We start from the raw sequence: 12,518 nt of genomic DNA, 5'->3' as shown, positions 1-12,518 counted from the left end.
GGGCATCTGTAGCAACGAATACGGCTTCTATGTCTTTGTCTTTTACCATCTCTTCCAGCGAAGGATAGGTTTTTGAACAGCGACAATCCTTCGCTAATCCAGCACATCGCTCGGGTATCAAATCCGTTACGGCTACGACCTCTACATTAGGATGGTCCTGAAATCCAAAGGCAGCACCAAATTTACACAGACCATAACCAGCAATTCCAACCCGAATTTTGCGGTCAGAATACGGTTCCCATTTCTTTTCTGTATCTGTATTTGAATGGGTCTCATCGAAACCCTTAATAACTTCCTTTTCCTGGGCAGAAAAGGAAGCATTGCTAACTATCATTCCCATACCCATAGCACATCCTTTTAATAATGTTCGTCGTGTAAAATTTTTATACATACATGCCCTTTCTATATACATCAATTACATCTATTACAATCATACTCTTATGTTAAAATAAAACAAAAATACAAATCAAAAGATTTCTCTATGTCCTTGAAGATTGACCTTTACAAAAAATTAATTACAGGCTACCCTATAGATTGGGAAGAGTGGCAAACAGAAATTCGGCAATATGTATCCCTGCTAAAAGAATGGAATTCCTTATTAGGTCTTGTCTCTTCAAATGACCTCGAAAAAGATTGCGTACCTCATATAGAAGATAGTTTAAGTCTTATACCTTATATTTCTTATATGATGAAAGATTGTTCTGAAAATATCTGGTTAGATATAGGTACAGGGGGTGGATTTCCTGCTATACCTATATTACTTACTAAAAAGGATTTACCCGCACTGCTTATAGAACGCAAAACTAAAAAAGTCGGGTTCCTACAAATGCTCATTTCTAAATTTAAAATTAAAAACACAAAAGTAGTTTGCGATGTATTCCCTGAATGTTTAGACCATATTCATATTCAAAAAGAAAATGTAAAAGTTATTACATCTCGAGGGATTGAGAAACCTGAAAAATTAGCAATATTCCTAAAACAATGGCTTCCCATTGGAACTTGTTTCCTCTGCCAAACACCTAATCTGGAACAAGTATTTGATAATAATATATTCAGAAGAGAATCTATTCAAGACCATTTCACAAAAGAAAATATGCGAAGAGGAAAACTTGTAATCATACAGAAGAAATAATAAGAAAAACTATAGAACATAGGCAACACATAACCTCTAAACTATAAAGACCAAAAATAGGAATGAAAAAAATATCTAACAACTTGATATACGCTCCTTTTCTTCTTTCAAAATGGAATTAAATTAGTAAATAACCACGAATAGCACGAATAAAAACGAATGGAAAAAATCCATCATGCATTATTTTATTCAATGTGGATGAATCGTTCCCCCTTCGGGTGTTTTTAACTGGATAAATCTTCCAATTACAAAGGGCACAAAAATTTTACACAGAGTTCACAATGTAGTGAAACATGTTTTACGCTTCTCTGGGTCCTTGGTGGTTTCTTCTTTTATTAAAAAGACCTTACAATGAAGTAAGTGTATATCATGTCTTGCATCTACGATTGAGAAAAAAATATAAATCTGTTATCTAAGTTCTATAATTCTTCAAAAAAACATTCCTTACTTTGCTACGAATTGCATGAACAAAAATAAAAAGAAAATTTGATTATCGTTTTTGCATTTGTAGCAAAAAAATTGAAAATAAACTTATTAATATGTTAACCTAATGATAACAAGTTAATGCGTTATGCTTTTTACTACATGGAAAATAGGGGAACTTACCATTGATACGATTAAACAAACGAGAACGCCTTAAATTTGTTAAAGAGGATTTAATTAATAAAATACTGGACCATCATTACCCTCCGGGGACTGATTTCCCATCTGAAAAAATGTTAATGCAAGAGTATGGTCTTACCCGTGGATATGTCCGACAAATTTTGCATGAATTACAATTAGAAGGATATCTGATAAGTTCTCAGGGGAAAAGAACAAAGGTATGCTCTCCTGATAATTACAGTCCTTATCCCATAACCTCCGAAAAAACTACCTTTGCTATTGCCATGCAGGACCAGCAGACAAACCATACCCAACGAATACTTCAGGGATTTATGGAAATTGCTGGGAAAAATCTTATTCAAACCATTTCTTACAACCTTTATTTTGACATTCATACAGAGCAAAAGTTTTTACGAAATATAAAAAGAACAGGAATACATGGTTTTGCTTTTTGGGCTCATTTTAACAATGAGCATAACTGTGAACTTCTACAGAAACTAACACGCTCCCATTTCCCGGTTGTACTTGTTGACCGTTATTTACCGCAAATCTCTATAGATGCCGTAGTTTCAGATAATGAATATATTGGAGAAAAATTAACGGAGACCCTTATTCGAAGAGGACACAAACGAATTGCTTTTATTTCTGCGGAACTGGATTCTACCAGCGCTTTTGAACGATATAAAGGTTATAAGAATGCCCTTGAAAAGAACCATATTGCCTTTAATGATTCTTTTTTAGCTGTCGGCTATGAAGATAAATTGCCTGCTCTCTTATACAAACTTCTTGCTATGAAGATACGACCTACAGCAATGGTATTTTCTTACGACAGCCTGGCGTGGATTGCTTATCAAGAAATTACAAAATTAGGCTATAAAGTTCCGGATGAAATGGAGTTTGCTACTCTTGGGGATGAAGGAGTCGCTCAAACTCATAGATTCCCCGCATGGATGTTTTGTCAGAGTAGTATTGAAATGGGACGCATAGCATGTGAAAAACTTATACAAAGGATGCAAATGCCAGACAAACCTTATGAGGTGGTTAAACTATTACCGCAACCTTCAGAACCACAGTTATTTGAACCATGAATAATATCGAAAAAATATTTTTTGATTTTATAAAGATGAATCTCTAATTTAAGGAGCAAGACTATGTTAAAAAAACAAACAGGTTTCACGCTAATCGAATTATTGGTAGTCATCGCTATTATCGGTATATTAGCGGCTATTTTACTTCCTGCCTTAGCCCGTGCGAGAGAAGCAGCCCGTCGTTCATCCTGCCAAAATAATCTGAAACAGATGGGATTGGTATTTAAAATGTATGCCAATGAAGCCCCCGGTGGAAAATTTCCACGCGTTCAGATGAGAGATTATCCCGGCACTACAATAAAACCACAGTTTGCATTAGCCCCGGATATAATGTCCATTTATCCTGAATATCTGAATGATGCCAAAGTTCTGGTATGTCCGTCTGATACAGATAATAAAATCTTTTTCCGTGATGAATGCGTTTTCAACGACCCGACAGGACAACTAATAGCAACCAAATACCCAGATGCTCCTGCGTTTATTTATTGGCCCTATGAACAGGCAGGGCACAGTTATTCCTATTTTGGCTGGGTGTATGACAAATTTGATGAAGACCCAACAGACCCGGAAATATCTGCAATTGCAAGTCAGATGGGTGTGCAGGTTCCTTCAGGAACAAAAGCACCTCGACAAATCTTTGAACATTGGGTTGACAAATTGGTGAATTGGTATCTCTTAAACAATCAGACTTATTCTGCGTGTAAGCCGGATGAAGATGGAACGGTAAGTCCCGGCTTCGGAAATGCAGGAGGTTCCACGATATATCGTCTGCGGGAAGGGATAGAACGCTTTCTTATTACAGACATTAACAATCCTGCGGAATCTGCAAAGGCACAAAGTTCCATTTTTATCATGTTAGACAATTACAGTTCATTAGCCAGTGAATTTAATCATATTCCCGGCGGTTCGAATGTATTATTTATGGATGGGCATGTCCAGTTTATGCGTTACCCATCGGAACCACCTATGTTAGCCCGTTTTGCAGTTATTTTAGGTATTATCCAAAAAGGTGGCTCTTAATTTTTAGATAACGCTTGTAAAATCATTGTCTACGAAGTATCTATCAAGCAAAGTTAGATATGAAAGTGTGCCCATGACGCTCACAGTATATAGGTAAATAAATTACCAACTGCATCCAGAATAACATTTTTACCTCTTATAACTTTACCTCTTATAACATTCCTATCTGTTTTCTAACCATTTACTTCATAAATTACGAAGAGAGATAGGAAACACATTGCAATATATCTTAATTTATAGATAATATAGAAGTCTTACTGTTTTGAATTATATTTTTTTCTATCAGCATATAAATTTGTACTAAAAAATTAATGATGTTTTTGATGAAAGTAAAAAAATATTATAAAATTATATTTGAATTTATTTTAATACTGTTTCTAATTGTTTTTTCTATAATACTATCAGAGAAGTTTTTACGAGATTGGCACGGACCAGGAGGAAGTATATCCACCGATTTATACATCCCATCCATTCTCTTTGCCTGTGGTAAAGGTTTTGTTAATACAAACCCCTCTGATATTCCTCATCTTCGTTCCTTTCTGGATTTCAATGAACAGACATTTTCGCCAGAATATATTCCGTCTCAGTTTCAAGCCCAAGAAATGGATATATATCAACAATACCACCGCTATTTAATATATACTGTGGGTATAGTCTGGCGGATTTTTGGTGTTTCCTGGGAAGTTTTGCGATGGTTTCTCGTATTTTTATATGTATTGACCGTGCTGATTGTCTATTCTATAGCACGGGTATTTCTTCCTTCCTATTTTGCTGTATTTGTTGTTGGTTATTATTTTGTGAAATCAGAGGTAACATTAGTAATTCTTCCCATTCTTCGAGATTTTGCGCGAGCCCCATTTATATTAACTGTTATTCTAATTCTTTTTTATTTGATACAGAGGAAGAGAACCAACCGACGGTTTCTTTTAATCTGCCTATTATCAGGTCTGACATGTGGAATAGGGATAGGTTTCCGTCGCGATTTAATGATGTTTTTCATCTTATCTTTATTTATCTTGTCAATAGTTCCCAAGCAAAACCATATCCCTAAAATTCCTGTCCGAATAGCAGGAGTTATCCTCGCAATTCTTGTATTTTTAGTTTCGTCTTACCCTATTTTACAGTCATTTCATAAATTCGGCACATTAGGCTGGCACGATACCTTAATGGGATTTGGAACAGAACACGATGACCTCGCTGGACTTCAACGCACAAATTACGAACGCATACCTAAGTATAATGACTTACTCGTTTCTGCGATTGCTGATGTTCACAATTATTATCATGATTCTTTAAATGATTATGAATTGTTTATCAAAATGAAACCAGAATTATACAAACGAAATCTTTTTCTTGCTTATCTTTATTGGTTCCCTGCGGATATATTAATAAGAACCTATTCTTCGATAGCACGCATATCCGACTGTATATTACCCAGTGCCTTACCTATAAATCCCTATCGAACATTCCTCTCACTTGCCGTTTTCATCATTTTTTTGGCAGTAGATTTCCGTAAAGGAATTATTTTCTCAATAATTTTACTTTTTGCAATGAGTATTCAGACACTTCAATTCAATTTTCGCCATAATTTTTATCTGGTATTTATCCCATATCTTCTATATTTTTTAGCCTTGAATGGCGTCTTATGTGGATTTTATCGCTTATGGAAGGATGGCAGAGAAAAAATAGATGAAAACATGCAAGAGTTAAAGAAAATCATAAAAAGGACTCTTATCATTGCCTTTACGGTTATTTTTTTCGCATTAGGCGTTTTAATCGTTGCTCGTCAAATTCAAAGTTATCAACTCACTCAATTATTTCGCTCTTACGAAACAGCGGAACAAGTTCCGGTACCTTATAAAAGTTATACAACTGACGCAGGAACAGTCTATGCTCTTGAAAAACCCCTATTTTTAACTTTTGAAGACCCTTTCATGCCTGACTGTTCTTTTGAAATGAACATAATTGTGGTAGATTTTTTAGTAGATAAATTCCCAGCATGCTTTCAAATTTTATATGACGGATTGGATGATTTCTCGTGCAACTTAACAATAACCCACCACACCCCATCAGATAACAACACTGCTTATGTTCGATACTTTATCCCTATTTATGAACATATTCGAGACTTAAACTCTGACTGGAACCGGTTCATAGGTATCCGAATTGAAGATACGAATAATTTGCAAGTTCAAAATATATATAAGATTTGTAATCCGGAACACATACCCTTATTTATCAATTATTACTTTATACAGGACGAACTACCTGATTTGTATCAAAAAATAGCCCCTTACTCAAAAACAATGATTAATCCTTGCTGGAAACCGTATGGAATACCTGTAAACCGTATGACTATTAATAACGCCAATAATGCCTTTTATAACGGGGATATAACAAAGGCGTATGAAATACTTCAAAAATCTATGCAGGAAGAGCCTTATTCTCTCGAATATGGACTTGCATTGGCAAATATCTATGAAAAAGCAGGACAAATGGAACAAGCAAAAACAGTATATCTACAACTGATTTCCAATAAACCCCATGAACCCATCTTGGGTATGAAATTAAATAATTTATTAACGCAAATTAACCTTTCAAAAGAAGAGAAACAAAGTTTTTGGAAAGATGTTATATCACAACTTCCCGATTCCTCTGTGGCGTGGCTTTACTATTCAAGAAGTTTAGATGATGCAAACGCTGCGAAAGAAGCCCTTTCTAAATCCATCTCTCTGAATAGAGAGATAGCACTCGCAACCCCATATACAAGCATGTATTATGATTTAAAAGAACTATTTTCACTGGCTATGAAAACCGAACAAAATTCAGAGGATACGACCTGCCCAAATCTCTCTTTAAATAAACAAATAGCCTATATGCTTACAGCAGGGGTTTACCTAACCAAAAACCAGGATTATCAAAAAGCTCTGGATATACTTTTGTTCCTATTGAAAATTACTCCTAATCTACACCTTGTTTATTCTCCCATTGTAAGTGCATTACTCAACACGCAGGACGCAGATATAGAAAGCATTTTCTATTATTCCTCAACTTTGATTACACTAACACCCTATAAAATTGAGCCGATAATTCAAATAGAAGATATATATGATAATACCGATTATTTATCCAAAAAGGAATGGGTAGAATTATGGTCTGACCTGAAAGAGAAAGCACCCGATTCACCTTGTATTCTCTGTGGATTGGGTCGTGCCTATGAACTATCCCAACAAACAAAAGAAGCAGAAAAAATATATAAAAAGGCTATTGGATATGCTCGAAAATCAGAAGAATGTGCCCAGTTAGCATATTATCGTTTAGCAATATTAGAATATTCATCAGGTAATAAAAATGAGGCTATTTCTTTACTCAAAAAAGCAATCCGATTATATCCAAATAACAACTTATTCCAACAACTACTTGAAGAATATAAATAATAGGTATGTGATGTGTGAAATTGATATTTAAAATACTTTATATGTTTTTTCTCTTATTAATATGGACAATAGTTTTATGTTTATCCATAGAGTTAGGGACACGAGTCATATTAAGGACAGCCAATTACTTATATAAGCCCTTTTTTGAAAGACAAAATAGTAAAGTATATAGGATGGTGAAATTTACAGAAGATTTTAAATCCTTACCAACGAAAGAATCATTTGTAAGTAAAAAACCCACTGCTAATAACCCTAAACAAAATAACGAACAACCAATCCCTACTGATAGTTACATCTGCAACAAAGACTATGAACTTACTTTACAGGGTGTAGCAGAGATAAAATTCGATAAGAAAGGGAATCTTATTGAATCACACGGTGACCCTATTTTTGAAAGGAATTTTCATAAGCATCTTCAAGGAATTTTTTATGGTTATACAGACATGGAATGGAACAATATATTGTCTATAATAAAAACTTCTCCAGAGAAACCGATAGAACTTAAATTAAAATACATGGATATATTTACACACTTATATGAGGTTCAAATTATTCCTGGAAAAGAGGATGTATCATTAATTGCACAAGAATCTCGTAATGGCTATCCCCTTTCTCTAAGACAAATATTAGGTCCTGAGAAAGAAAATTCCCCCTGGTTAGTATACAATCTAATTTATAAACCGTTTCAAAAGGCTCCTGACCCAGCACCTAACACTAACAATTTAGGATTCCGCGATGATGATGTTATACTTCCCAAACCAAGTAATCTTCTGCGAATCGTATGTATTGGAGGCTCAACTACAGAAAAAGGTAATGATACTTATTCTACTTATCCGAATATTATGGAACGAAAATTAAAGAAATACTTCAGTACAGAGAATATAGATGTCATTAATGCAGGAATATGTGCTGGGCGTTCTTTTGGTGAAGTTCGTCGAATTGATGATTTTCTTTCCATGCAACCTGATTTGTTAGTTTATTACAACGCAATTAATGACATCTGTTATCACTATATTCCATTCTGGTTAGCATTGCCCAACCCCTACAAAAAGTACCTTAAACATTCTGCCTTTCTAAACCGTATGTTTAATCGCAAACTACTCCCTTCTGATGAATACATTGCGGACTATTTACAAAAAACAATCCTTAGAAACTTAGGGGCAATGAATTGCGCCTGTAAAAAAAGAGGTGTACAGATGGCAATTTGTAGTTTTGCCTATCCTAAATTGAAATGGTTCAATTTTATAGGAAGATTATACTGCGATTTTAATATACAAAATGCATGGTTATATATTGTAGATGATGAAATTACTTATAATACCTATTTGCATGTTATAAATATCTATAATTGTGAACTTAAAAAATTTTGTGAAAAAGAGGGCATTATATACATTCCTGTAGCGGAAGAATTCAACGCTCAACTAAATCACTTTTGCGATGTCTGTCACATGACACCCCTCGGTTTGGATGTTAAAACAGATATTATTGGATCTCACATTGCCCGATGGATAGAAAATAAAAATATTTTTCCACGCAAAGCCGAACCAAATAATTAAAACACCTAATACCTCTTTTCAAACAACTCATATCAGGGTTTTATTATCACAATACCTGCCAGTGGCAATTCTGGAATATGAAAGGTAAGGTATGCGTCGGTATCACCCAGTTTGGTAATTTCATAGTCTGCAATATCCTGTTCCCTTTCCGGTGTGGATAACAATATCTTCCCAATAGAAGGATTAGAAATTCGAACAGAAATAGAAATATCTCGGGCGGGTATTATGTTATCCTCATAAGAAGAAATGCGTTCAATGTTTAAGTTATAAAGCAGAATAAAAACAGTATCCGATGTCTCTCGTATTATGCCTCGCACCATTTCATTCCCCTGTATCTTTATTGATGGATGCAGGAGACATGTTTTTAATTCCTTTTCAAAATTAGGACGGGATGCATCAATGAATATTTTATTATTCCGTCGACACAGTTCGGTGATTGAGGTGGAATAGGGAGGAGGGATAAACCCCGTTTCAGAAGCAAGTATGATATTTGCCTCTGTAAAGTATCCTTTAAAATTATCTTCAGAGGCAACCGCATAGAGAATATTTAATTGATTTAGTTTTCTTACAATATTTAATTCCTTACAATCCTCATGTTTACTCCATTCTTCAAATGGAAAATACAACAATACATCATTTCTCCGTTTTGAAGTGATTATAGGAGGTGCATTTCGTTTGAGCCATTGCATAAAAGGACGAATCGTCTGAAGCATCTTTCCCTGTTGAGATTCCTCCCAGATAGGCCAGAGCATATAGTTTGTGTTTCGGGCAAACGCTTCAAAGATAGCCAGATTTGTAAGATTTGGCGGTGTATGATAATCCCTATCAGCAATCGTTACAGCCACTAATGGCTTTGAGCCAATGATAGAATTTACTAAATCATACACAGGACCGCACTCTACCGTTGTTCCCTGTGAGGTGCGATGTGGAGCTGACCCCATATCTTCAATTACAACAAAGTCCTGGGATTTACTCATTTCTTTTATATTGTAGGCATATCTATGACATTGGGAGAATAATACCTCTGGCGAATTAAGACTATTATTTGTTGTAATAACGGCTTTAGGGTTTATCTCTCGGGCATAATTTCGTAACTCTGAAAGAAAATTACGAGCAATGGTGCAACGGAATTTCTTGAATTCAACAGGTTTCTTTAACGCCAATTCCCTCAAAGCATTTAGCGAAGTATCTTTAATCTTATCTCCTCTGGTTTCAAGGAAGTGTAAAAACTCCTCCATGCAATAAGGACAATAGCATCCTTCTTGGTGAACCGTCGGATTATCAAAAAAGATACCATCTAATCCTATCTCTAAAGAAGTTTTTACCATATATTTTTGATATTTCTTCCATTCAGGATGGTTCATACACGCAGGACGATAATCACCTCCATACCAGGAAAGAAGAGGCTCCCCTTTCACATTCTGCTGAAGCCAACTATTCGGTGGACTTGAAAATTGCTGTTTAAATTCAGGTTGCCAGTTCTGGTCAAAGGTTTCTAATCCGACAATAGAAGTAGAACAAAGGTAACCCAAAACAACAGGAATGCCCAAAGATTTAGCATGCTGAACATATTTTTGAACATCCCGTTTAATATTTTCCCACTGTTCCGCTGGTGGAATCCCCATATATCCACATACTCCTACTCCCGTTGCGTAGAGAACCGATACCCCGCATTCATAAGCAGGTTCTGCTTGTTTATCTAAATTATCCAGATGGTCAAACGCATGCAAAGAGAAAAAATCCCATGCTTCTTCCGAAAAACAGGAAACTTGAAACCCGCACAGAAAAAAGATTAGCAACAATACAGTCAAACAGATATGACGCATTTGTTTAATGCCTCTATTTATAAATATATTTATAAATACCCAATAAAAACAGAATAATGACTATTGGTACATCTTTATCCTTTTTCTATCCTATGCATTTCCTCCAACTGTTTCTGAATTTTCATTTCCGCTTTTTGTGTTTCTACAACAGGGTCACAGATGGAATGCAGGTAATCATCAAGTTCATGAACAATGGAAGGAGCATCGTTTAGATTGTCCTTAATCAAATTATTCAATTCCTCCGGGTCTTCATCTAAATTAAATAACTGATGAGGCGCATCAGAATTCCAGATAAATTTCCATCCCCCTTTACGAACCATAAAACTACTACCTCGTGTCCCATGCCCATGATATTCCATAAAAACAAATCGGTTAGGGTCTTCTTTCTGTAACTGTTGTAACGCAGTTCCTTTCCAATTTTTGGGTCGTTCCCGTTTTGTAGCATGAAAGAAACCTGCCTGGGCGTCCAATGTAGTTACAGGCGTTTGAACTCGCAATCCTCCTTTAAATCCCGGACCACAAACAAGCAATGGCACACGAGCAGAATCCTCAAACATAGAGCATTTCCACCACATACCAAATTTCCCCAACATCTCTCCATGGTCAGAAGTATATATAAACACGGTGTTTTTATTTAGACCTGTTTGTTCCAGCGTATCCATAATTTTCCCTATCATTGCATCTACAAAACTGACACATCCATAATAACCCTGTCGCAATCTTAACACATCCTCCCCTTGAATCTGGTCTGTTTCAAAATGATTCCGCAAATCAACTGCATAAGGATGCTGGGCTGAGGGTTGGTCAGGTCCATACTTAGGAACATCTCCTTTCCCCTCATACATTTCCCAAAACTTCGGTTCTGTAAAATGGGGAAAATGCGGTGCTAAAACATTGACACATAAAACAAACCGCCTGTCTAAATGAGCCCCTTTCGTTTTAAGCCAATCTACGGCAGTATCTATCATCAATTGGTCTCTACGATGTGCCTTTTCTCGCGGACCCCAACCTTTTGCCCGTTTTAGTCCTTCGCCTTTGCGTATATATAAAGGTTTCCGCTGGATAGACGGATCACCAGATTTTTCACGATTCCAGCCATAATGAACCTCACTAAAGCCCATCTCCTCAATCTTGCGATACACATCTGCTTTACCAATATAGATCGTATGAACCCCTTGCTTTGCTAAAATATCTCCATAATTAGGAAAATCATCCAAAAACAATGTGCAATTACTATAACACTGCGTTTCATGGTTATATAACCCACTCATCACCGAACTTCGACTCGGGAGACATAAAGGGGATGGACAATACGCATTTTCAAACACCACACCCTCCTTTGCCATTCGTTCCATGTTAGGCGTCTGTATAAACGGGTGACCATATACCGATGCATACCGCGGATTATGTTCATCCGACATCAGCATGACCACATTATATTCCTTCTGCTCCATTTCACAGAACGGAAGATTCGGCAATAAAAGACTTGTCGCGATTGTTCCCTGCAAAAATTCCCTTCGAGTCATCAACATACAACCAAATCCTTATTAAAAAGAACTTACAATTACAACTTTACACCCATTTCGCTATTATAACAAAAACATCCCAAAAATAAAAACAATTAATTCCATTAAACCACCAAACATCAAAATTCTTTATATATTCATACATTCGAGCAACAAATTTTCAAAACCAATTCCTCACATACCCCTCCCTTTACCTGTCCCATCCGTCTCATGCGTCCTATGCGTCTCATGTGTCCCATACATCCCTTGTCCCATGTGTCCCATTTGTCTCATTCGTCCCATGTGTCTCATGCGTCCTATGCGTCCCATCCGTCCTATGCGTCCCATCCG

Annotated in this window: 8 protein-coding genes; 5 read left to right on the top strand and 3 right to left on the bottom strand. The window is 36.0% G+C overall.

Features of this window, described 5'->3' with window-relative positions; genetic code table 11:
* On the bottom strand, positions 1-391 hold a 391-nt coding region (locus PLA12_12840), incomplete at its 3' end, for a Gfo/Idh/MocA family oxidoreductase (GenBank protein ID HOQ33381.1).
* 90 nt (positions 392-481) lie between these two features.
* Between PLA12_12840 and PLA12_12835 the strand changes: the two genes are divergently transcribed.
* The 5 genes from PLA12_12835 to PLA12_12815 all read left to right on the top strand — a co-directional run bounded on the left by PLA12_12835 (position 482) and on the right by PLA12_12815 (position 8,836).
* Positions 482-1,132, top strand: a complete 651-nt coding sequence (locus PLA12_12835) for a class I SAM-dependent methyltransferase (GenBank protein ID HOQ33380.1) — start codon at positions 482-484, stop codon at positions 1,130-1,132.
* 608 nt (positions 1,133-1,740) lie between these two features.
* Positions 1,741-2,823, top strand: a complete 1,083-nt coding sequence (locus PLA12_12830) for a GntR family transcriptional regulator (protein ID HOQ33379.1) — start codon at positions 1,741-1,743, stop codon at positions 2,821-2,823.
* A gap of 63 nt (positions 2,824-2,886) precedes the next feature.
* Positions 2,887-3,843: a DUF1559 domain-containing protein gene (locus PLA12_12825; GenBank protein HOQ33378.1), complete on the top strand. Its 957-nt coding sequence runs from the start codon at positions 2,887-2,889 to the stop codon at positions 3,841-3,843.
* Between the two features lie 323 nt (positions 3,844-4,166).
* On the top strand, positions 4,167-7,280 hold the full coding sequence (locus tag PLA12_12820) for a tetratricopeptide repeat protein (GenBank protein HOQ33377.1): 3,114 nt from the start codon (positions 4,167-4,169) through the stop codon (positions 7,278-7,280).
* 173 nt (positions 7,281-7,453) lie between these two features.
* A complete protein-coding gene (locus PLA12_12815) occupies positions 7,454-8,836 on the top strand; it encodes a hypothetical protein (GenBank protein ID HOQ33376.1) in 1,383 nt (460 codons plus the stop codon).
* A gap of 32 nt (positions 8,837-8,868) precedes the next feature.
* Here PLA12_12815 and PLA12_12810 read toward each other — a convergent pair whose 3' ends face one another.
* Complete coding sequence (locus tag PLA12_12810) at positions 8,869-10,662, bottom strand: putative glycoside hydrolase (protein ID HOQ33375.1); 1,794 nt, start codon at positions 10,660-10,662, stop codon at positions 8,869-8,871.
* A gap of 74 nt (positions 10,663-10,736) precedes the next feature.
* Positions 10,737-12,194, bottom strand: a complete 1,458-nt coding sequence (locus PLA12_12805) for a sulfatase-like hydrolase/transferase (GenBank protein ID HOQ33374.1) — start codon at positions 12,192-12,194, stop codon at positions 10,737-10,739.
* Positions 12,195-12,518 lie beyond the last annotated feature (324 nt).

Origin of the sequence: Candidatus Hydrogenedens sp., assembly GCA_035378955.1 — a bacterium.
Taxonomy (GTDB): domain Bacteria; phylum Hydrogenedentota; class Hydrogenedentia; order Hydrogenedentales; family Hydrogenedentaceae; genus Hydrogenedens.
This window is presented reverse-complemented; position numbering and strand designations above follow the sequence as displayed.